The 19,903-nt window shown below is 51.3% G+C and carries 21 protein-coding genes and 3 pseudogenes; 11 read left to right on the top strand and 13 right to left on the bottom strand.

What is annotated here, in order from left to right:
- Nucleotides 1-143: 143 nt before the first annotated feature.
- Complete coding sequence (locus IMCC3135_RS18855; protein WP_205737607.1) at nt 144-332, bottom strand: hypothetical protein; 189 nt, start codon at nt 330-332, stop codon at nt 144-146.
- A gap of 188 nt (nt 333-520) precedes the next feature.
- Here IMCC3135_RS18855 and IMCC3135_RS18850 point away from each other — a divergent pair, with 188 nt between their 5' ends.
- From IMCC3135_RS18850 to IMCC3135_RS18840, 3 genes are all read left to right on the top strand, one after another.
- Entirely contained in the window at nt 521-1,126 is a 606-nt protein-coding gene (locus tag IMCC3135_RS18850; RefSeq protein ID WP_088919016.1) for an IS66 family transposase, read from the top strand.
- Between the two features lie 355 nt (nt 1,127-1,481).
- Entirely contained in the window at nt 1,482-3,329 is a 1,848-nt protein-coding gene (locus IMCC3135_RS18845) for a hypothetical protein (RefSeq protein ID WP_157736117.1), read from the top strand.
- Nucleotides 3,330-3,455: 126 nt separating this feature from the next.
- Nucleotides 3,456-3,983, top strand: a complete 528-nt coding sequence (locus IMCC3135_RS18840) for a hypothetical protein (RefSeq protein ID WP_088919014.1) — start codon at nt 3,456-3,458, stop codon at nt 3,981-3,983.
- 148 nt (nt 3,984-4,131) lie between these two features.
- Here the strand turns inward: IMCC3135_RS18840 and IMCC3135_RS18835 are convergent, their stop codons facing one another.
- Nucleotides 4,132-4,563, bottom strand: coding sequence for a DKNYY domain-containing protein (locus IMCC3135_RS18835; protein ID WP_157736116.1), 432 nt, complete (start codon nt 4,561-4,563; stop codon nt 4,132-4,134).
- Nucleotides 4,564-4,887: 324 nt separating this feature from the next.
- On the opposite strand from IMCC3135_RS18835, the gene tnpA (IMCC3135_RS18830) reads away from it, so the two are divergent.
- Both tnpA (IMCC3135_RS18830) and tnpA (IMCC3135_RS18825) read left to right on the top strand, forming a co-directional pair.
- Entirely contained in the window at nt 4,888-5,322 is a 435-nt protein-coding gene (gene tnpA, locus IMCC3135_RS18830) for an IS200/IS605 family transposase (protein ID WP_088915928.1), read from the top strand.
- 227 nt (nt 5,323-5,549) lie between these two features.
- Entirely contained in the window at nt 5,550-5,984 is a 435-nt protein-coding gene (tnpA, locus tag IMCC3135_RS18825) for an IS200/IS605 family transposase (protein WP_088915928.1), read from the top strand.
- A gap of 333 nt (nt 5,985-6,317) precedes the next feature.
- Here tnpA (IMCC3135_RS18825) and IMCC3135_RS18820 read toward each other — a convergent pair whose 3' ends face one another.
- Genes IMCC3135_RS18820 through IMCC3135_RS18810 form a run of 3 tightly spaced genes read right to left on the bottom strand, consistent with a single transcriptional unit; the run spans nt 6,318 to nt 8,805 of the window.
- Nucleotides 6,318-7,304: a tyrosine-type recombinase/integrase gene (locus IMCC3135_RS18820; protein ID WP_088919012.1), complete on the bottom strand. Its 987-nt coding sequence runs from the start codon at nt 7,302-7,304 to the stop codon at nt 6,318-6,320.
- Between the two features lie 35 nt (nt 7,305-7,339).
- A complete protein-coding gene (locus tag IMCC3135_RS18815; RefSeq protein WP_088919011.1) occupies nt 7,340-8,350 on the bottom strand; it encodes a transposase in 1,011 nt (336 codons plus the stop codon).
- Between the two features lie 20 nt (nt 8,351-8,370).
- Nucleotides 8,371-8,805 (bottom strand): hypothetical protein, encoded by a 435-nt coding sequence (locus IMCC3135_RS18810; RefSeq protein WP_088919010.1) that lies wholly within the window; start codon nt 8,803-8,805, stop codon nt 8,371-8,373.
- Nucleotides 8,806-8,840: 35 nt separating this feature from the next.
- On the opposite strand from IMCC3135_RS18810, the gene IMCC3135_RS18805 reads away from it, so the two are divergent.
- A complete protein-coding gene (locus IMCC3135_RS18805; protein ID WP_157736114.1) occupies nt 8,841-9,233 on the top strand; it encodes a hypothetical protein in 393 nt (130 codons plus the stop codon).
- 18 nt (nt 9,234-9,251) lie between these two features.
- Here the strand turns inward: IMCC3135_RS18805 and IMCC3135_RS34225 are convergent, their stop codons facing one another.
- Nucleotides 9,252-9,389, bottom strand: a complete 138-nt coding sequence (locus IMCC3135_RS34225) for a hypothetical protein (RefSeq protein WP_157736112.1) — start codon at nt 9,387-9,389, stop codon at nt 9,252-9,254.
- A 220-nt stretch (nt 9,390-9,609) separates the two neighbouring features.
- Here IMCC3135_RS34225 and IMCC3135_RS18800 point away from each other — a divergent pair, with 220 nt between their 5' ends.
- Both IMCC3135_RS18800 and IMCC3135_RS18795 read left to right on the top strand, forming a co-directional pair.
- Nucleotides 9,610-11,358: a DUF7453 family protein gene (locus IMCC3135_RS18800; protein WP_157736111.1), complete on the top strand. Its 1,749-nt coding sequence runs from the start codon at nt 9,610-9,612 to the stop codon at nt 11,356-11,358.
- 76 nt (nt 11,359-11,434) lie between these two features.
- Nucleotides 11,435-12,352, top strand: coding sequence for an SEL1-like repeat protein (locus IMCC3135_RS18795; protein ID WP_088919007.1), 918 nt, complete (start codon nt 11,435-11,437; stop codon nt 12,350-12,352).
- A gap of 77 nt (nt 12,353-12,429) precedes the next feature.
- On the opposite strand, the gene IMCC3135_RS34535 is transcribed toward IMCC3135_RS18795, so the two are convergent.
- The 3 genes and pseudogenes from IMCC3135_RS34535 to IMCC3135_RS18780 form a co-directional block, all read right to left on the bottom strand.
- Nucleotides 12,430-12,714, bottom strand: a complete 285-nt coding sequence (locus tag IMCC3135_RS34535) for a hypothetical protein (protein WP_088919006.1) — start codon at nt 12,712-12,714, stop codon at nt 12,430-12,432.
- Nucleotides 12,714-13,670, bottom strand: a pseudogene (locus IMCC3135_RS18785) (IS4 family transposase); the annotation flags it as partial. The pseudogene IMCC3135_RS18785 and the gene IMCC3135_RS34535, both read right to left, overlap by 1 nt.
- A gap of 99 nt (nt 13,671-13,769) precedes the next feature.
- Nucleotides 13,770-14,054: a hypothetical protein gene (locus IMCC3135_RS18780; protein ID WP_088919004.1), complete on the bottom strand. Its 285-nt coding sequence runs from the start codon at nt 14,052-14,054 to the stop codon at nt 13,770-13,772.
- Between the two features lie 448 nt (nt 14,055-14,502).
- Here IMCC3135_RS18780 and IMCC3135_RS18775 point away from each other — a divergent pair, with 448 nt between their 5' ends.
- Nucleotides 14,503-14,862, top strand: coding sequence for a type II toxin-antitoxin system RelE/ParE family toxin (locus tag IMCC3135_RS18775; RefSeq protein ID WP_205737606.1), 360 nt, complete (start codon nt 14,503-14,505; stop codon nt 14,860-14,862).
- A gap of 14 nt (nt 14,863-14,876) precedes the next feature.
- On the top strand, nt 14,877-15,188 hold the full coding sequence (locus IMCC3135_RS18770; protein WP_088919003.1) for a helix-turn-helix domain-containing protein: 312 nt from the start codon (nt 14,877-14,879) through the stop codon (nt 15,186-15,188).
- Between the two features lie 361 nt (nt 15,189-15,549).
- On the opposite strand, the gene IMCC3135_RS18765 is transcribed toward IMCC3135_RS18770, so the two are convergent.
- The 4 genes and pseudogenes from IMCC3135_RS18765 to IMCC3135_RS18755 all read right to left on the bottom strand — a co-directional run.
- On the bottom strand, nt 15,550-16,107 hold the full coding sequence (locus IMCC3135_RS18765; protein ID WP_157736107.1) for an IS91 family transposase: 558 nt from the start codon (nt 16,105-16,107) through the stop codon (nt 15,550-15,552).
- Nucleotides 16,082-16,216 (bottom strand): transposase, encoded by a 135-nt coding sequence (locus tag IMCC3135_RS35605; protein WP_157736105.1) that lies wholly within the window; start codon nt 16,214-16,216, stop codon nt 16,082-16,084. The genes IMCC3135_RS18765 and IMCC3135_RS35605 overlap by 26 nt, the downstream gene beginning before the upstream one ends.
- Nucleotides 16,217-16,328: 112 nt before the next feature.
- A pseudogene (locus tag IMCC3135_RS18760) lies at nt 16,329-16,823 on the bottom strand (IS91 family transposase); the annotation flags it as partial.
- A pseudogene (locus tag IMCC3135_RS18755) lies at nt 16,816-17,190 on the bottom strand (tyrosine-type recombinase/integrase); the annotation flags it as partial. The pseudogenes IMCC3135_RS18755 and IMCC3135_RS18760, both read right to left, overlap by 8 nt.
- A gap of 679 nt (nt 17,191-17,869) precedes the next feature.
- On the opposite strand from IMCC3135_RS18755, the gene IMCC3135_RS18750 reads away from it, so the two are divergent.
- Nucleotides 17,870-19,428, top strand: a protein-coding gene (locus IMCC3135_RS18750) for an IS3 family transposase (protein WP_418251401.1) whose coding sequence is annotated in 2 segments (ribosomal slippage) — nt 17,870-18,338 and nt 18,338-19,428 — 1,560 coding nt in all. Because the reading frame shifts where the segments join, the coding sequence is not laid out codon by codon here.
- Nucleotides 19,429-19,903 lie beyond the last annotated feature (475 nt).

Here is a 19,903-nt window from a genome sequence, read left to right as displayed (position 1 = left end):
AATGATGCCATGCAAAAAGAGCACGTAGTAGGGATCTGTGCAATATATGTGTAAAAAGTAGTAACTTCAGGGATCGAAAGTGGTTTGCTCATGTTACTGGGGTACCAAAACCTGGTGGTCTTGGCATTCTCAATGACCCATTCTCATGATGTACTCGGTGCTGTAACGCCGGCTGATGGCGAACCATTGAGCAGGTTCTCTCGGGCGGACGGCAGTATGTGTGAATAACGTTCCTGAATGTCGCAGGAGGAGCCAAAGTCCATGAGGTCATCATCGTCCAGATGATGGAAGTTGCTGATGTCCTGACCGGGAATCATATTGAAATCTCCCATTAACAGAATACCTGGGTCTCTCGCGACAGCTGGTGCGCTGAATTCCTCGGTAACCGTTCACCGCAGCCAGGACATAGTCGCCACGAGCGACAGTTGACGCCTGAGAACTAGGTAGACCAGGTTCAGCGCTACTTCCCGCAGGCCCAATGCGGCTGTGGTGGATCGGTGGTCATCAAGTCTGAACCCCAGTGCCGTCATCAGGTATTCGATTCGGCGAGCATGTACGCAGCCAGGTTGTTGCGCACGCCGATGAAGCACGCCATTTTCGGGGTACAGAGTGTCGTTGGATCTGGAAGTTAGTGATTCAGGAAGTCTGCTATTTTCTGACTCATTATTCACGCGGCAAGGTTGCAGCAGATACGTTATTGGGAGGGTTCGCCGGTTTTCTGCTCACCGATGATTACGCCGGTTACAACCGCGTACCCGAGAGTCGCCGTCAGCTGTGCTGGCCGCACCTGATTCGCAAATTTGTCGATATCAGCGAACGTGTTGGCAGCGCAGGAAGAGTCGGCCGGCGTTTGTTATTGATTTCCCACGCCGTCATTCGCACACGACATCGGTGGCAGAATCAGTGCATTGATGAGGCAACTTATTTTCGTCGGATGCGACGGCTTCGGAACAGTTTCCAGAAAACGTTGCAGCGAGGGTCTCGACTTCGAATTCATGGACGAACCAAGCGCCTGGGTATCTCAAGCTATCAGTTCCTGCGAACAGCTTGCACCGAATCGATGCTCAATGGTCGCGTGGAAACACGATTCGTGTTCAACCCGCCACTACAGCTCACTCATAGCTGACCTGGCTGTACGGCTGAGTTGGTGCCGTGAACGCGTACGGTTCGGAGATGCCTTCTTCGCGTGCTAGATCAGGAATTGATCGCTGATCCGGTGGCAGTATCTTTTTCAATACCGCTTCAAGACGTTCTGGTGAATAACCCATAATTTCTCTATTGACCGCTCCCTGCTAATTCTTAAGAATCCACCCGAGGGTAGAGGTCAACTATCCTGACGCAGGGGGAGGGCGGTCAAAATACCAAGATACAAGTTGTGATCAAATCTAGGAATTTGGCTAGCACATATTATAATATGTCGCTACCCACGTATATAGGTTAGATACAGGATGATTAAATCGCGATGCTCATTCGGAATCGGCTTGACCAGCAGTCTTATCATCAGCACAGCCAGCTGGGCCAATCCAACAGTCGACGGCGACACTATTTCCTGGCCTGACGACGGCTGGTATCAGGTGCAAGACGCCAGTACCTTTGAGTCTCTGTGTGAAGGAGGTCTATCCTGCACAGTGCCGCTAGGGCTCTACAACGTGATCAACCATACGTCGGGGGTTCGCTACGAAGGCATAGAGGTCGCAGGGTCGGACTCTGACCCGACAGATTCATTGGTACCAACAGTCGACGGCGACATCATTACTTGGCCCGATAACGGTTGGTACCAGGTGCAGAACGCCGAAACCTATGAGTCTCTGTGTGAAGGAGGTCTATCCTGCACGCTGCCTCCAGGGCTCTACAACGTGATTAATCATACGTCGGGGGTTCGCTACGAAGGCATTGAAGTAGCAGGGTCAGACTCTGGCCCAACCGACCCAACCGATGCCGAGCTGATCGAGAGCATGGCCAGTAACAGTTTTCTGAATTTTGGCCTTGAGACGCTGAATGTGGATGAACTGGGAATACGCATCGGTGAGTCGGACAGCCAAGTATTCATCATGGCTGATCTGGACCAGGACAACAACGACGAACTGATTCTTCGCGCGAATACACAGGATGACGAAGTAGGGCTGTTGCCAGGCAATGCGTCGCTCAACGCACTCGATATCGATGAGTTGATTCCTCTCTCCTACGAGTCTCTGCCTGAGTCAGTACTGGACTTCAATGGCGATGGCAATGCAGACAAGGTCAGCTCATTGCTCAGGGGCGTGGATCGGATTTACCCTGGTTTCACATTACGGTTAGACCCGGGCTTGCCTAGCAATGACAACAGTGGCTTGGACGGACAGAATGGGATCCGCATCGATGGAGTCGAACCGGGTCAATTAGGCGGTGCACTCAGGCCGGTTGGAGACGTCAACGGCGATGGATTCGAGGATTTGGCCATACTCCCGAACGGCCAGGTAACACCAGCTGGCAGGGCCGCACACATTCTGTACGGTCGGATGTCTTTCCCGGTAGGTCAGCTCGACATCTCTCAGCTCCAGGTTGACAACTATGCCGAGCAATTGATAGCTGACGACGGCTTCGAGTTCGAGAATATCATTGCGCTGGGCGATGTGGATGGCAACGGTTTCGACGATTTCGCATTGACCTATAGCGAGCAGGCAGGTTCGGGAAATACCGCTATTGATACGGTGATCGTTTTCGGCTCATCGGCACGGGCTGCCGGCAACGTCGACACGGTTGCTAATGGCCTGGAAAACGGCAGTCTCGCCCGGCTCGTGGACATGGAAATCAGGCACAATGTTGGCGATATTGACGCCGATGGCCTGTTGGATGTGGTGATCGATACAGACGAACTCGATTTTTTCTCGGGTGTGAAGGCGATACTCAATCCCTCTCAACTGACTGGAGGTCAGAGCTACAGCATGGCAGATGTGAAGGCTCAAATCGTACTGGTCGACATCGATGGGCAACTGATCAATCTTCATTCGGCCGGGGATGTGGATGGCGACGGGTTCGACGATCTACTGATCGAGGAATTTGCGGTGGGCAATCATGTGCTGGTGTATGCAGGCACCCTTGCCGGCCATTCCAAGATCACCGTAGCGGAGCTACTGGAAGCCGGCAGCCCCTTGCTTAAATCCGACACACCTTATGTCAGTTCCAGCAGTGCCAACGGCGAGTATGTGAGCGTCAGTTACGCTTATGACGTCGAAGCAGGTGGTGATCTCAATGGCGATGGGTTCGACGATCTGGTGATTCAGCTGAGCAGTTTTTTCAGAGACACGGAGCAAGATGAGCTGATGATATTACCTGGTGGGCCACGCTGAGGTGTGAGAGCCGAGTGGTGGGATGATTCACCCCCGGGTAGTCTGTCTGCCTGCAGAAACGCCCGGGAGGACTGATCTGCCGAAATGGGGTAGCCCTCTAGAAACGGAGTCATGTTGAGCACAAGCATGACTCCGTTTCCTGTGTTCACCCCTAATATTGAGAGCGTCACACCCAGTGATGACGTAAGTAGTGAGACAAACGATACAACAGATAGTGACTCGACCGTCAGCTCCAATGACGACAGCGATATCCCTGCGTTGTTTTATCAAGACTCCCGTATCCAACTCAAATATCCAGCTTCCTGGACTTTTACCGTTGATTCGGATGGGAATGGTGTTCGGTTTGAAACACCCAATACGAATTTTTGCGGGGTGTCTATTACGGATGTAGCAGGAGTACCCAATATGAGCCTTGAATTCCTTGTATCAGTACTTGATGGTTCGGACGGCTCCATACAGTACTTGGATTTAAACGGAAGCCGAGTTGCTCGGATTATCGGTAAACACTTTACGATTGAAGGCGAAGAAGTTCCTTTGAACATACAAGCGGTTCATAAATTCGACAGCAATTACATCCTGTCGTGTCATGGGCTAGAAGGCGATGCAGATGCTGAATTCCAACTAGTCTTTGATACGTTTCAAGTGAATGCGTAGCAACAGAAATCACTAAAATTCATATAAAGCCAGATGTCACGCTTGAGCAATCCACTGCATGCTCACTAAGGGGGCGTGAAATAATTAACTATACTTTTCGGTTGGTCCTGCGCCTGCCCGGCAAGGCGTGAGGAGGGCGAATAGCGGGCTATTCAACCGACAAACAACGCAGAAGGGCAGGATGCAGGGGCGACTGAAAAGTATAGTTTATTGTTTCACGACCCCTAAGGGCACAAAAACTGGGTCGATCGACTCCGTCCACGCGGTCATTGTTAACGTAGGTGCACTGTGCATTCTTGGCCCGTCGCTCGAAGACGATCGTGAAGGAGACATGCTCACAGGCCTGGATGGCCTGATTCAGGAAGTACACGTCGTGTGCATCGCGCGTCCAATAGTCGTTCTTTATCTCGAAAGTGCGCGCGTCCCTGTCTGGTAGGATGGCGCCATTGTATAACGTGTACGCACGATCAACGGCGTACCAATCGTTGAACAGGGTGAAGGTGGCGGGATTCGCGTCTGGAATGACGAACTGCCGGTAGAGCGCATGCTGATCCTTGGCGTAGCTGTCTATTTGGAGCACGGTGAAGGTCTTGGCACCTGCCAGAGGGCGCGCAACGCGACCGCTGCCATCCCAGACCGTATGAACGACCTGTTGGCGTTTCGTGAGTTCTGGCTCGATTCCGTCACCTGTATCCCCGTGTTGAGGTAGCCTCGCAACGTTTTTCCAGGGAGTCTGAGGTATAGCTGGCCGGAAACGCACGCTTGTCTAAACAGCGAGCGTTTAGTCGTATCGTAGAAACCCACGTCCTCCGGACGTGGTCAGAGGGCTGAGGCTTTGCCGATAGTCCGACTCAATGGTAAACCTCTCGTGAGCTATCCCCATAGCCTCATTCGAGGAATACCAATGAGTCGTTTTAAGAAGCTATCACACACGATATGGCACTGCCAATATCATGTGGTTTGGACACCCAAGTATCGGTACCGGGTTCTTGCCGGTTCGGTGAAACAAGAAGTATCCAGTTGTATTAGGGCTTTTTCGGAGCAGAAGAAGTGCGAAGTGGTGGAGTTGAACGTGCAGATCGACCACGTTCACTTGATCGTGTCGATACCGCCGAAGCTGTCGGTATCGGATTATGTCGGAATGGTGAAGGGGAGGACGGCAATACGAGTTCTCCAGCGTTTCAAAGAGTTACGGACAAAGCCGTATTGGGGCAATCACTTCTGGACAAAGGGGTACTGCGTTGACACGGTGGGTTTGGATCTGGAAAAGATCCAGGCTTATGTTCGGTATCAAGATAAGAAGGATCAACAAATAGAGCAGCGCCAGCTCGGGCTGTAGTTATGTAAATGCTGGGGGGTTGGCTTCCTGGTCGTCTCTGACGGCCAGGCATACCGGGCCCCTATGGGGCCGACTCAAGCCCCTGCGCTCCGCGTAGGGATCTTTTAGTCGTATCGTAGAAACCCACGTCCTCCGGACGTGGTCAGAGGGCTGAGGCTTTGCCGATAGTCCGACTCAATGGTAAACCTCTCGTGAGCTATCCCCATAGCCTCATTCGAGGAATACCAATGAGTCGTTTTAAGAAGCTATCACACACGATATGGCACTGCCAATATCATGTGGTTTGGACACCCAAGTATCGGTACCGGGTTCTTGCCGGTTCGGTGAAACAAGAAGTATCCAGTTGTATTAGGGCTTTTTCGGAGCAGAAGAAGTGCGAAGTGGTGGAGTTGAACGTGCAGATCGACCACGTTCACTTGATCGTGTCGATACCGCCGAAGCTGTCGGTATCGGATTATGTCGGAATGGTGAAGGGGAGGACGGCAATACGAGTTCTCCAGCGTTTCAAAGAGTTACGGACAAAGCCGTATTGGGGCAATCACTTCTGGACAAAGGGGTACTGCGTTGACACGGTGGGTTTGGATCTGGAAAAGATCCAGGCTTATGTTCGGTATCAAGATAAGAAGGATCAACAAATAGAGCAGCGCCAGCTCGGGCTGTAGTTATGTAAATGCTGGGGGGTTGGCTTCCTGGTCGTCTCTGACGGCCAGGCATACCGGGCCCCTATGGGGCCGACTCAAGCCCCTGCGCTCCGCGTAGGGATCTTTTAGACAAGTGCAACATGAAGGGACATATTTGTAATGTGTTTAATCATCATTACGTATAATATATACAAGACAGGCCCTGTTGTGGTGGGAGTGAGGACACTAGCTCGGACCTGAACCTCAGTCGCTCAGAAATGTACTCTAGGAGCATCATCGGATTCATGCGATTGCTGTTGAGACAAGCTCTGCGCGGTGCTCGATTAGATCGAATATCATCGGTATTTTGGCAGATTAAATCCCGATCTTCTCTACCTCATCGAGTGAAATTTCATCAGAGCGCCGATCATAGAGCAGGGTTGTTTTAGGATCCGAATGTCCCGCCAACTGCTGAGCATGCTCCAGCTTGGCATCGTCGTTACGCAAGTAGGCGGTGATGCCCGTCCCCCGAAATGTATGGTTGCACAGCCTCTCGGCATTCTCTAATCCGGCATTCCTGCAACGACGCTTCACCATGGCCAGGCATTCGGTCCGATGAAGTCGTTTTTCGTTCAGCTTGCCAGAGCGGCCACGCAAGGTTTGGAATAGGGGGCCTTCCTCCAGCTCAGCGGCTTCGATGTATTCGCGCAAGTAGGTTTCTAGGTTGTGATGATAGGGGATGTCTTTCACCTTGCCGCCTTTTTCATGCAGTCGTAGCCATAGACGATGATGCTGAGGAGACACGTCTTTGACGTTCATGCCCAGCGTTGCCGACACCCGCGCAAAGCTGTAGGTCATCGTGGCAATGATGGCCCGATTGCGTAGGCCTGGTAGTGTATCGGTGGGAATGGAGTTGATCAGAGCTCTCGCATCGGCGGCCATCAAGATGGGAGTCTTGCCTTTGGCCGTTGAATGCCGAGGACCTCGAACCGCTGAGGCCGGATTAGCCGAGAGTATGCCGCCCATGACCAGGAAGGCAAAAAGCGCTTTGATCGCTGCCAATCGTTGCTTGACCGTTTGTGGAGCTTTGTCTTGGATCATCTGCTCGATGTAGGCGGCAATGTGAACCGCCTCGATGTCGATCAGCGGCCCGATACCGTGCTCATCGCACCAGACGAAAAAATCCCGCACAGCTCGTCCGTAAGCATCGCGCGTGTTCGGGTTCCGGATGTTGGCCGTGAAGAATTCGACAAACCGTTTGGCGGTGGGTTTGCCAGCCTCAATGATGAGCGCCGGCAAAACCAGCGTCAACTTGCCGAGCTGAAGAGCCTTCGTATCCGTCTTTGCAGCGAGCTGTTTCATATGCCTTATTAAATATCTCGTGAGTGGCGATATTTTCAGGCGGCCTTTTTCCAGTTATTGCTATATCCAAGGGTTTGATGCTCGCCTATGAATTTCGCAATGGGATTGGTTTGAGCCCCAACGAGCAGAAATTCGGGTAACTCATTTCTCAACGCCAGCTTAACCACCATTTCACTCGGAGCAACGCCTGTACGAAGGGTGCGCAACCAGGATCTGAAGCACAGCCATACTGACTCGGTATGACATGCCGAGAGATAGTGCATCAGCCCTTGTGTAACCACGCCCATAAACAGGAACACGTGGTAGGCGTTCAGCTTTCTCCTGATAGCTTCCCGGTACTGCTTGGATTCATGATGCATGTACTGATTGCCGCCACGGCGCTTGATCCGCCTCATGTCCGCCATCCAAAAATGATATCCAAAGCTACCGACGATATGTGCTGCCTGCTTGAATCCCAGCTCGATTTTGAAGCGTAATCCATAAAGTCGAATAATCTCAACAGGCTCCAACGACCGATCGGTGCACATCAGCACCAGTCGTCCTCGCACGGGATGCTCCACCAGAACAAAGCGCACCAGTCGCCCGGCTGGCTGCCACAATAGATCGATACTTCGAACCCGAAGCCTGACGTTCCTCTCATCATATACCGGGCTGATGAGGGTCTGGATTTTCAGAGCGCTGCGAAACAGGTTGGTTAGTTTCACTTTCTTGCCGTAGAGTCCGGGCCGTCCACGTCGAGCCTTGCCCTTCGTCTTGGGGGCCAAGTGATAAGCCACACAATCCGAGCGAGCCCGGGTCACCAGATCGTGCCCTTGTGTGAGCATGCCCTTGATGATTTTGCCGCTTGCGTAGTACGCATCGGCTACGAGATAGCTCGGTTCGGCAAGGCCCAGCCCGGACACCTGAGACACCAGTTTGTCCAGCAAAGTGCGTTTGTCGCGGTTGGAAAAGATCACACCTTCGTGAATCTGGATATCCAGCGGCACGGCCAACAGAGAATCGGCCGCCCGTGCCAGGGTAGAAATCGCCTGCGTGGAATGGCCCATGATGAATGAGGGCTTGGTGCCTACGTGGCCCGATTCGATTCGGATTCTTGAAACAGACTCTTGACACCGGGCATCCTCTTGCCTGACTTGGCGATCTTCTTGCCGTTGGCGATCAACACAACTCGGCCGTTGACCCGCTCGATACGATCACCAAAAACTCTCAGAACCACTTTCATCCAGGTGCTTCTCAGCACGCTCAGATCGATCGCTTTACTATGGATGTTGCGCAGTAGGCTGGCATAGGCGCGGTCGCCGTCAAGTGACAGCGCACGTACTATACTCGACACACCCAAGTTATCCGAGCGTATGCTCAGTCCAGCTACACAGACGACGAACCAGACGAAGGCGGCGTGGTGTGAGAACGCCGGACGCAGCTGGCCGATAGCGCTGTACCACTGGGTCCATAGAAACATGAGCAAGGTAATCGTTGTTGACCAATGCTCTCTGTAGCCCATTATTCACCGATCACACGGTGTCTGGAGATGATGTCATGTTCGGATTTTTCAAGCGATGCAAGCCTGTTACCCTTGAGCTAGACAGCGCAACAATCGAGGCAATGTTTGATGAGGTCAACTTACCCGACGAGCGCGAATACGAGCGGATCAGCGAACACGTTGCAGATCTACTGGATACACTAAAGGTTGATATCAACAATCGAAAGTTCGTCTGGAAGAACGGCACTGCGCTGGGTATTACCGAGCTGACGCAGCACATTCACAACGCCGAGCCGGCTATGGCAGTTGATGAGGTCGACATGTGCATTACCCACTGGCTCGAGGAAGCTTACTGCCCTGAGGGTATCTCAGAGGGGCAGATGGAGAAGCTGCAGGTCAAGATCGAAAACTGGATCGAAGATCATCAGAATGAGCGTGAAGCGATGTGACGGCTGAGAAGTCGTCACTCACGAGTAGGCAAGAGTCAGGCAGAACGTACGCACCTCGGCACGTTCGTGGGCATTGGCCCCCGCCATGAATCTACCTTGCTCCTCGCTGGTCAGATATTTGCGTTTTCCTTCAACAGTGAACAGTTCGTTAGTCATCTGTTCACTTTTGCATATTTATTATGCACTAGCAAGCCCATTTAATCGGTATTTCTAGACTTTCGGCTAGTGACAAATCGTGCCAAAAGGTGAACACTTCTTTATCAAAATGTTCACCACTCCTGAGATGTGTGATGTGCGACTCTCTTCGTGGTTGTCTATCTTGAGTTTGATCGATTAGTTAGTTAACTTATAACAACAATTTTAAAGAGTTTTAAGGATGATTGGTTTTCGTCACATAGGTGTATGTATATTTTCTGTGTTCCTCGTGGCAGCCTGCGGTGGCGGTTCAGGAGGTGAAGCAGATACTACAGATCCGATGGCTGATCCGGGTACGATAACTGATGCGGGTACGGTAACTGATCCAGGTACGATAACTGATCCAGGTACGATAACTGATCCAGGTACGGTAACTGATTCAGGTACGGTAACTGATTCAGGTACGGTAACTGATCCAAACATTACTGCTTATATTCTGGGTGGTCAGGAATTTGCTGCGTCACTCTTCTCATCGAATATTTCTCTCAATTCGTCTGGAGGAGTTGCTTTTCGGACCAGTGTTAGAATTGAAGACCGCTCTAGGTTGGTCTTGCTCGCTGGCACTATAGAAACGCACAATGTCGTGATTAGCGAAGGTGATTCAATAGAAGGTATACCGGCAAGCACTCGAGTAGCATCCTTCGGTCAATTTTCCATCAACGATAATGATAGCGTCACAGCGATTTTAAATTTAAGTGGCGCTCGACCTGGTTCCGCTTTAGTTAAGATCTCCACAGAAGGCTTTGTTGACCTAGTCGCGTGGACTGGGGATTCAATAACGTCGCCGAGTGGAGAGTCTTTCCGTTATGACGCGTTCGGAGCATTTGTAACTTTCGGTGATGAAGTATTTTTCAAAGCGGGCTTAGATGCCGGGGCTTCGTTTCCAGATGTACTCGTGCACGCGAAGGATGGTGGCGTGGAAATTGTAGCTGAGCAGTCCCGGGACGGGATTCGTGTTTTAGGTCTTGAAAACCAACCTATGCTTAATGGCACAACCTGCCGTATCGAGATGCTCGGTACTTCTTTGCGTGGAGAAAACGATATAGTCACGAACTTCGACGGCAGCGTTTCATTTCCTGCCCAGTTCACAGGGGAGTCCTGCCCAGCTAGCAAATCTTACGTGCGTGAGCTAGAGAATCAGTATCTGCTCGACTACAACGCAACCGGTGATATTGTAGATGCGCCAACTTATTTTCGTGACGATTCAAGTTTCGTAACAAATTTTGCGGATGGAGGCTTTGCGCACTTCTCGACTGTACGCAATGAAGATGATTTTTTCTTCAGAAAGTCAGCGTACTTTCGAACTTCTCGTGATGGTTCGCTTGCGACTCTATTACTAGGCGATGAAACTGTAGAAACTGCGCTTGGGCAAAGAGTCATTGAGCCCTCAGTATTTGTGGATAGCCTGGTGGGAGGAACTAGCATCGGACTCAAGTTCGATGACCAAGGCCTATTCTCAGCTAGACTCAGATTCCGCGACGAAGATGAAATAGTGATTTTTGCGAGCCAGATGCGAACCCTGCAACCATACGAAGACTTTAGTTCTCCGGGTGCATCGACTTTGACTATGGTGGCAAGCACGGCAGGCTCCGTACCCGGAGCACTCACAGACAGCTTGTTTTTTCGCGACTTCTTCGATTTCAGAACGACTCAAGATGGAAGATTGTTCTTTGCAGCCGAAATAGATGATGCCCTAACTTCAGAAGCGCCTATCGATTCAGTATGGCAAGCACAAATCTCTGGCTCTCCGCAGCGGGTTATAACTAATGGAGACACAGTTAGGGTTAATACAGGTGGAACAATCGTAGTAGGAGATCTTGAGAATTCGTCAATTCACGAGCGTGATGGTGCAGGTGCATTTATTCTAGCGACCGGCCGACCAAGAACGACTAGCGAGAGTTCTTCGACATTGGTACTGGTCGTTGACTAGCTTTTGCGCAAGGAGGTTCTGAAAAAATGGTTGTTCGATATGCTCGTGAAGTGATTGAGATGTGGTCTGAGATCTGATGTACAAATTTTACAAAGACAAAGGATGCGTAGTTTCACGGCTAGTCTGCGTTGTGATGCTGTATCTATTAGCGCCATCTTTGGCGTATTCAAGTGATAAGGTTCGCGTGTGCAATGATAGCGAAACGCAGACGCTCTCAGTCGCCACTGTCAACAACTACTCGTTTGGTGGTCAGGAGCTGTGGAAAGAAGAAGGCTGGTATACAGTTGGTGCGAAAAATTGCGAGGTGGTCAGTAACATCACGCCATTTTACGCGGTCGGGTTTGCGTTTCAGGTCACGGATGACGACACTATTTATAATCCGGTGGTGAAGTTTGATAATTTTGCTGCTCAGAAAACACTGCGCATGTGCGCTGATCCGAGAGAACGATTTACATACTCCAGAAAGCAAGCTAGCGAAGTCGGTGCAAATTGTCCTGAAAATGCTTATCGAGCGAGAGTATCACTCTTCATCACTGCGGGTAACAAACTCGAAACGATAATCCTGAATGTAGATCCGGATGACTATATAAACGCCGAGAGCCTACTGGATCCGAACGGCGTCACTGATATAGAGGATATTTCTGAGGACGCTACTATTTCAAAAAGTGATGCGAGACAACAGTACGAAGAGGCTTGTTACGGAGGTCACATTAACGCTTGTATGTATGCTGGTAATTTTTTCCTTTATGGCGAGGGAGGGCCGCGTAACGTTCCCATGGCGCGCAAGCTATACGAAAAGGCATGTGAGTACGGAAGCAGCAACGGCTGTAATTCCGCAAAGCGTCTGGGTGGGAGCTCACCAGCACAGACCAAGGAAATAGCTGAGCGAAAACAGGTCGCGAGAGAGGAGAAACGGCTTAGGAATATGCAGCAACGGGAGCGACTAAGAGAGCTTTACAAGGAAGGCCTGCCTAGCCCGCCAGTTATACAATAGGTTAAATGTTTGGCGAAGCTTGCGTACAGTTCAAAGCTAAGTCATGTATCACGGACACAGTTTTACCCGATATATAATTAGCTTTCATATGTAGTTGCTTCATCAGGAATGGAATCAAGGTGAACACTTTCCCCAGCAAAGTGTTCACCTTTTTGATCTACAAACCGGACTGTCGCCATCATCAGGCGAACAGCCGGATTGGGTCGAGAAGAGTCGAAGCGGTCACCCCGGTGGCAACGTCCGCTATCCAGAAAATTGACGCTGAAATCAACGATGCGCAATGACAGTCTTTGGATCTCAGATGGACACGCGGCATAACTGCTCATAACCCCCCAAAGGGCAATGGCACTCGGATAAGCCATCACTGCTCATACATATGACAGCAAGTTCGCGCGGCTGATCGCTGAATATCCAACAATTTGCGCGATTTGGGCCTTCGTTTAATGGCTCTTGGCTCTCGTCGTCCCGGGCGATTTGCGACCCGAGGTCCTGCAACCGCGTGGAGTAAATAGTTCCAACCCTGGATATCAAGTTGCTGACCACACTGGGACCAGGCGCTCCACAGTTGCACGGTATGCCGGAAGCTGATTGAGCGCGGCTCCCTATGTGTCAGAGTCGCGGCTTCACTCATCAATAATCGTGTCAAATTGTAAGCAAGCAGGTGCACCCAGAGTTCCTTCCTGATCATCTCGGCACTGAGACAGCTCAGTATCCCTGCGTCCAGAGCGCATTTGAGCGAGCGAAAATCTGTCTCCACATTCCATCGACGTAAGTACAGTGCAACAATACCTTTGGCGCTGACCAGACGTTGGTCAGTGAATGAGGTAATGAAAAAGGTATCCTGATATCCACGACGACGGCTGATCACCTGACGAACACTGATTTGCCTGGGGCACGATTCGTAAGTCTCGGCATCCATCCATTCAGGTCTGATCGGTCGATTCAGCGTTAGGTAGGCGCGTCGTTTTTCGGGGCGAGAGCGACTGCCGTTGATTTCGAAAACCCCATCGCATCCGATATTCTGCAGCATCACAAACGTCCAGTAGGTCTCGTAGATTGCATCGCCGACCAGAACGTCCCCTTGCGTCAAACTGCGAGCCAGAGTCCTCATTTGCGACAGCTCCCCCGTGGCCTTACCCTTGGCTGGTGCTATCAACGCATCAATGATCGCACCCGTGGCCGCGCACGACAATGCAACCATGCGAGCTTCGGGGAAATCAACCCCTTTTTTCTGACTGGAGGGCTGCGGAAACTCTCGCTGGTTGTCGGGCGTGTCCGGCATTGAGAGCCCAGTGCCATCGATGAAATAGACAGGACGCCCACGCCAGAGCTACTCAGGCAAGGCGTTATCACAGACTTGTTGGCCAACTGCTTTGAAGAGCGTTTCGACCAGCAATACGGGCAAGCGAGCGCGTGCCTAGCAATAAGCTGCTGTCGATGTTCCCGGCGGACGCAATCCGTGGCTCAGACAGCGGATGATGCGATCGTTGACCGCCCGTTGGCAGGAGCTGTCGTCGTTGAGCACCTGTGCGACGAACATCGCCAGAGCCTCAGTCGGTGGGTAGGTGCGCTCTCGATGCGCAGGAAGCTGAGCCTCGATGGTGGCCAGGAAGCGATCATCGGTAATTAAATTGAAGACACCGACAGAGTCGAGTCTGGCACGCAGGTGTTGCTCTGAGGGCAACTCACAGGTAGGCTGCATGGTAGCTGGTTCCGGTTACGTTGATGGCGTCGTAACTTGAAACGTACTCGCCGGAACCGGCCACTGCAACCTTCCAAAAATCTCTTTTAGATCAAAGCTCTGGATCTAACCGAGTGCCATTGGTCTATAGGGGGGGGGCGACGGTTTCACAGCCTCCACTTCGTTCATCTTTCGCGTCCCGTATCGTGTATATGGCTCATTGCGGGCGACTATTGCTCCAGCGATCAACCGAATTCAAATAAATCAGTATCTTACGATTGCGTGGCCCACAAGCTTGTTGTGGGACACGCAACCTTCAATCTCCCCCTTCAAAGGGGAGAGTAGGGCGTATAGTGCCGTTGCGCAAACGAACTTTTTCTACTGATTTATCCATGCTGGATGGGCACTGCTGCGGTTGATTCATTTCACATAAATCATGCCTTGTATGGCATATGCTATTTAAGGCATAATGTTTGTGATGATATGGTCGATAGAGTTTCAACGTGACTTCGAAGTGGAATTCGATGCCATGGATGCCGGTTTACAGGAGGCTCTGCTGGGGCGACTGTTGGTGTTGGCGGAATTCGGGCCGAGTCTGGGCAGGCCAAAGGTCGACACACTAAACGGCTCAGCACACGCCAACATGAAGGAACTCAGGTTCGATCATGAGGGTGGCGTCTGGAGAGTGGCGTTTGCGTTCGATCCAAAACGGGTAGGGATTGTGTTAGTCGCTGGCGATAAAGCTGGCATGAACCAGAGGAAGTTTTACAAAGATCTGATCAAGACGGCTGACCGGCGATATGCCGATCACGTGGCACCATCAGAGTAACGGGAGTCATAGAAATGAGCACCTTACAAGACAAGATTGCACAGCTGTCGCCGGAGCGTCAGAAGAGAGTGCTCGCACATGGGCGGGAGCTCATTGCCGACGAAATGACGTTGCGCGAGCTTCGCCAAGCACTGAACATCACTCAAGAGCAGTTGGCCGATCGCCTGGAGAGTGGGCAACACAGTATTTCGCGCCTGGAGCGTCGAAACGACATGAAGTTATCTACCCTGAATGGTTATGTTTCTGCGCTGGGTGGAGAGCTGAAGGTTGTGGCCTCCTTTCCCGGCCACAGCGACATCACTCTGTGCACAACTGTCGACGGTTGATTCTGCTATTTATTGAATGAATTATCGCGTTGCGCAAAAGGGGAAAGCGTTTAAACGTTGTGCGCAGCATGACGATTTAACGCCCGTTGAACTGAGCCGTCCGTCGTACAACCGGCACCGTCTATCTCTATAAGGAAATTGTATTCGGCTGCCTTGAGGTTTCAGCGTGAAAGGTGACCCTTTTTCGGTTTTGCGCCATCTGAGTACCTCCACCGGATAAGAATATTAGCTGCCTACCAGGGCTGAATGCGTTCGATTTCACTCTCGAACAAGCCGTATCTTTACAACAGGCAATACCGCGGCACAGACCCTACCGGAGCGAGGTCTGACCTATCGTGCTGGCCTATCCTGTTGCGGTACGTCAGTGCATCGTTATCCCTTCCGTTGATCTTGAATGAGAAGATAAAGTAGAAAAATGCAGGTGGCCTTTCCGACACCTCGGGCACACGACGACTGTGTCTTTGCTGCTTGTTGTACTCGGTTTTTCTTGTCCTTTCACGGGGTCATTTGTCGCGTTGAGCGCTTCACGAACCAACTTGATTTTCTTGCGCCGGCAGCGATTCGCCAGTAGGCCATAGTGCCGGATACGCATCAATCCCTTGGGCAAGACGTGCAACAGGTAGCGGCGGATGAATTCCATCGCATCCAGTGCCATCGTCTTCCGCTCTCCACCACCGGCGTAGTCCTTGTACTGGAATCTCACCTGGTCGTTGTCAACGCTGACGATACGCTGATCACTGATAGCAATCCGATGACTGTAACGTCCGAGGTAGTCGATGACTGAGCCGGCGTGGGTTGGACAGGGTTTGCTGAACACCACCCAGTCCGGTTTCATCAGTTCATCCAGCCGCTGGTCGATCTCGCCAGGATGTTTGATTCGATGCAACTCACCCTTAATTGGCCGCGATGCGTAATGCACTGACCATCCGTCCCCGGACCCGGCGAGACAGTGCCCTGACCGGGAACAGGTAGGTTTCGCTGGCAGCATGCCAGGCACCATCAGATCCCAGTGCCCCTCCCAATGGCATTCACTTAAGCGCATTTAATGCATAAATTGGCGGTGTTGAAGCTAAAAATCAATGACTTACGGTTATCCTAATGGCGATATTTCACTTAAGTGAATGCCATTGGTGCCCCTCCTGGCACCAGGCAGTGTAGATGGACATGGCGGCTCAGGTTCTCTCCCCAGGTGTGCAACACCATCGTCGCTCCGATCTGCCCATTCAGGCGCTTTGGATCGTTGCCGAAGTGCGACAACGTATTCCAGACGGATTCAAACAGAGTCCGGTAGATCACCTCGGGGTGCAATGAGACCCGCGCATTCAAGCTCGACGGCAGGGTGAACACCAGATGGTGGTAGTTGACCGGCAACTGCGCTTCACGTTGTCGTTCGCACCAGGCTTGTGACGCATCGCGCTGGCAGCTTGGGCAATGCCGGTCTCGACACGAGTGGTAACACGGCCGCGTGTAGTCGCACTGGTCACACTGCTGCTCGGCCACAGAACCCAGTGCCGGTGTATGGCACGTCAGGATATGTGAGCACACCTGGCTCTGATGCGGGCTCAAGGTGTGAGTCTGTTGGTAATGTGGCAAATGCTGGAACAAGACTGATTTCAGGGTGCACGGATTATTCATCGACTCGCTCCAGTGCCGCAATCAGATCAATGCCGGCCTCAGTGACTTCACGGTAGTTGGGTACCCAATGGACGTAGTGCAGTGTGGATTGAATGGAGCGATGTCCCAGCTGATGTTGCAGTTGGTGTATGTGCATGCCTGCTTCAAGCTGGTGAGTGGCGTAGGCGTGACGCAGGGAATGAATGCCACCGACTTTCTCGATACCCGCTTTTCTTTTGGAGGTTGTGAATACGCGGCGTATGGCGGCACCGGATAGAGGTCGATCAGAGCTCTGGCCTTCAAATAGCCAGTGCGGTGGTCGATAGCTGCGCCAATACACTCGCAGAGCCAGCAACAAGGCATCTGACATGACCACGGCCCGATCTTTCGTCGTGTGTCCGAGGTGCCGAAAAGGCCACCTCCATTTTTCTACTTTATCTTCTCATTCACGATCAACGGAAGGGATAACGATGCACTGACGTACCGCAACAGGATAGGCCAGCACGATAGGTCAGACCTCGCTCCGGTAGGGTCTGTGCCACGGTATTGCCTGTTGTGAAGATACGGCTTGATCGAGAGTGAAATCGAACGCATTCAGCCCTGGTAGGCAGCTAATATTCTTATCCGGCGGAGGTACTCAGATGACGAAAAACCGAAGAAGGGTCACCTTTCACGCTGAAACCTCAAGGCAGCTGAATACAATTTCCTTATAGAGATAGACGGTGCCGGTTGTACGACGGATGGCTCAGTTCAACGGGCGTTAAATCGTCATGCTGCGCACAACGTTTAAACGCTTTCCCCTTTGCGCAATAAGGTGAAGGGATTCTGAGTTTCAGCCCCCAGCGCACCGAAAAGGGGTGGCTTGTAGTGCACTAAAATTACTCGTTCCGTTGTTTCACCAATTCATTCAAAATAGAAATATTCATCATTTAGCTGTATCTCCTCTGAATAGCGAGGAATGCAGCATGTGGCAGGAGTTTGCTATTTCAACGTATCTACATACCCCCCTGTGTCAGGATAGTTGTCGCCCCCTTTAGAGGAAAAGCAGGAGGCGGCAGGAATGAGTTGTGAGAGAGCGTACATCAGATGAATACAAGCAAGCAGTCATTAGGAAGTTAGCAAGTTCGACGCTGTCAGAGCGCCAGTTTGCTATAGAAGAAGGCATTGCTTTCTCGACATTACACAAATGGAAAACACACTATCAGGTAGACTCAAATTCGCAGATAAAACAGCAGGACATACCCTCAGATAAGTGGTCGCCTGACCAGAAGTTTGCGGTCGTCTTGGAATCAGCGTTAATGTCTGAGATCGAGCTGGGAGAGTATTGCCGTTCCAAGGGTATCTACCCGGAGCATGTTGCAGTCTGGAAGCATGCCTGCATACAGGGAAACATGAAACACAGCGAACAGACGAAGAAAACAGATAACAGCATTAAGGCCGACAAAAAGCGAATCAAAGAGCTTGAGAAAGAACTGGATCGCAAGGAAAAGGCACTAGCGGAGGCAGCTGCGCTGTTACTTTTGCGAAAAAAGTTGGACGCCCTCTGGGAGGAAAACGAGGGCGAATGACCTCGCTTTCAAAGCGGCAGAAGATGGTGCTATGGATCAATGAAGCGATGGAGTCAGGAGCTCGCAAGCACAAAGCGTGTGAGGTGGCCTGCATCTCTATAAGAACGCTTCAACGCTGGTGCAGTAGTGATGGGATTGCGGAAGATCTGCGACCCTCTGCAATCAGACCGGTGCCGATGAACAAGCTATCTGATGAAGAGCAACGAGCAATAGTCGACATTTGTTGCACGGATGAATTTGCCAGCTCTCCACCGAGTCAGATCGTGCCACGCCTAGCTGATAGAGGAATATATCTTGCGTCAGAGTCTACGTTCAATCGAGTTTTAAAGGCCAATGGATTGTTAGTGCATCGAGGAAGAGACAAGCCTAAGGGAAGTTTGAAAAAACCTACCAGCTATACGGCCAATGTACCAAACGAAGTCTGGAGTTGGGACATAAGCCATATGACGTCGCAGGTACGCGGACAATTTTTCTACTTGTATATGATTGAAGACATCTACAGCAGGAAGATTGTTGGATGGGAAGTCAACGCCGTGGAAAGCGGAGATCTTGCTGCTGAGTTGCTTCAGCGTACGGTATTAGCTGAAAAGTACCTAGGGGATAATTTGGTATTGCATTCGGACAATGGCAGCCCGATGAAGTGTCTGACCATGCAGACAAAAATGTATGACCTAGGTGTGCTGGCTTCTCGAAGTCGCCCTGGTGTGAGTAATGATAATCCGTATATTGAGTCTCTGTTCCGAACCGTCAAATACTGTCCTCGCTGGCCATCAGAGGGCTTCAAATCGTTAGAGCTTGCGCGACAGTGGGTTCAAGAATTTGTGCAGTGGTACAACCACGAGCACCGCCATAGTCGAATCAATTTTGTCACCCCAGATCAGCGTCATCGAGGCGAGGATAAAGAGATTTTGATGAAGCGTCATGAGCTATATGAGAAAAAGAAATTGGCAAAACCAGAGAGGTGGAAAAGTGCAACAAGAAACTGGAATCCGATCGGCCCTGTGACGCTGAATCCGGAAAATTCGACAAGAACTGAAGAGATTAGAAAAGCAGCTTAAACAAAAAGCGACAACTACCTTGAAAAACGCCGAGAATGACTGTTCATGTTGCTCCGGAATATGCACCTGAAAGCCCAACAGATGGCGAGTCCGGAGGGAGTCACCAAGAAATTCCGTGCCTACAAGCACCAACAAGTCGAAGCTGATCAGAGCCTTTTAATGGCCACTTGAAAGTGAGGCATCAAAGTCAATGTTTTCATATATTTAATCTCACTGAACGGAAAATCACACCCGCTTATGTTCTGGGAGCCAGTATAGAGGGTAATGTGATGATCGCCGTACAGAAGGGATCCATTGCGGGAGAGGGCGAAATGACACCCTAAGGGTTCATCTATCAGTGCCGGTCAATTCCGAACGGCTGGCTGGCAAGCGGATGTTGCGCTGGTGACTACCACTTGGCCTCTTCCCAGCCCACAGCAGCTGCAGTCCAGTTTTCTGTGGCAATTTGCTACTGGGTAAGGAAATGAGTGCCTTG

The sequence above is a fragment of the Granulosicoccus antarcticus IMCC3135 genome, from assembly GCF_002215215.1.
Lineage (GTDB): Bacteria > Pseudomonadota > Gammaproteobacteria > Granulosicoccales > Granulosicoccaceae > Granulosicoccus > Granulosicoccus antarcticus.
This window is presented reverse-complemented; position numbering and strand designations above follow the sequence as displayed.

Excerpts from the sequence above, each read along its gene's own strand:
- IMCC3135_RS18840 (WP_088919014.1), top strand. The coding sequence starts at position 3,456 with ATGACTCCGTTTCCTGTGTTCACCCCTAATATTGAGAGCGTCACACCC.
- IMCC3135_RS18770 (WP_088919003.1), top strand. The coding sequence starts at position 14,877 with ATGAGCACCTTACAAGACAAGATTGCACAGCTGTCGCCGGAGCGTCAG.
- tnpA (WP_088915928.1), top strand. The coding sequence starts at position 4,888 with ATGAGTCGTTTTAAGAAGCTATCACACACGATATGGCACTGCCAATAT.
- IMCC3135_RS34535 (WP_088919006.1), bottom strand. The coding sequence starts at position 12,714 with ATGGCTTATCCGAGTGCCATTGCCCTTTGGGGGGTTATGAGCAGTTAT.
- IMCC3135_RS18855 (WP_205737607.1), bottom strand. The coding sequence starts at position 332 with ATGGGAGATTTCAATATGATTCCCGGTCAGGACATCAGCAACTTCCAT.
- IMCC3135_RS18800 (WP_157736111.1), top strand. The coding sequence starts at position 9,610 with ATGATTGGTTTTCGTCACATAGGTGTATGTATATTTTCTGTGTTCCTC.
- tnpA (WP_088915928.1), top strand. The coding sequence starts at position 5,550 with ATGAGTCGTTTTAAGAAGCTATCACACACGATATGGCACTGCCAATAT.
- IMCC3135_RS34225 (WP_157736112.1), bottom strand. The coding sequence starts at position 9,389 with ATGACTAACGAACTGTTCACTGTTGAAGGAAAACGCAAATATCTGACC.
- IMCC3135_RS18820 (WP_088919012.1), bottom strand. The coding sequence starts at position 7,304 with ATGAAACAGCTCGCTGCAAAGACGGATACGAAGGCTCTTCAGCTCGGC.
- IMCC3135_RS18795 (WP_088919007.1), top strand. The coding sequence starts at position 11,435 with ATGTACAAATTTTACAAAGACAAAGGATGCGTAGTTTCACGGCTAGTC.
- IMCC3135_RS18775 (WP_205737606.1), top strand. The coding sequence starts at position 14,503 with ATGTTTGTGATGATATGGTCGATAGAGTTTCAACGTGACTTCGAAGTG.
- IMCC3135_RS18805 (WP_157736114.1), top strand. The coding sequence starts at position 8,841 with ATGTTCGGATTTTTCAAGCGATGCAAGCCTGTTACCCTTGAGCTAGAC.
- IMCC3135_RS35605 (WP_157736105.1), bottom strand. The coding sequence starts at position 16,216 with ATGCCATTGGGAGGGGCACTGGGATCTGATGGTGCCTGGCATGCTGCC.
- IMCC3135_RS18815 (WP_088919011.1), bottom strand. The coding sequence starts at position 8,350 with ATGGGCCATTCCACGCAGGCGATTTCTACCCTGGCACGGGCGGCCGAT.
- IMCC3135_RS18780 (WP_088919004.1), bottom strand. The coding sequence starts at position 14,054 with ATGCAGCCTACCTGTGAGTTGCCCTCAGAGCAACACCTGCGTGCCAGA.
- IMCC3135_RS18810 (WP_088919010.1), bottom strand. The coding sequence starts at position 8,805 with ATGGGCTACAGAGAGCATTGGTCAACAACGATTACCTTGCTCATGTTT.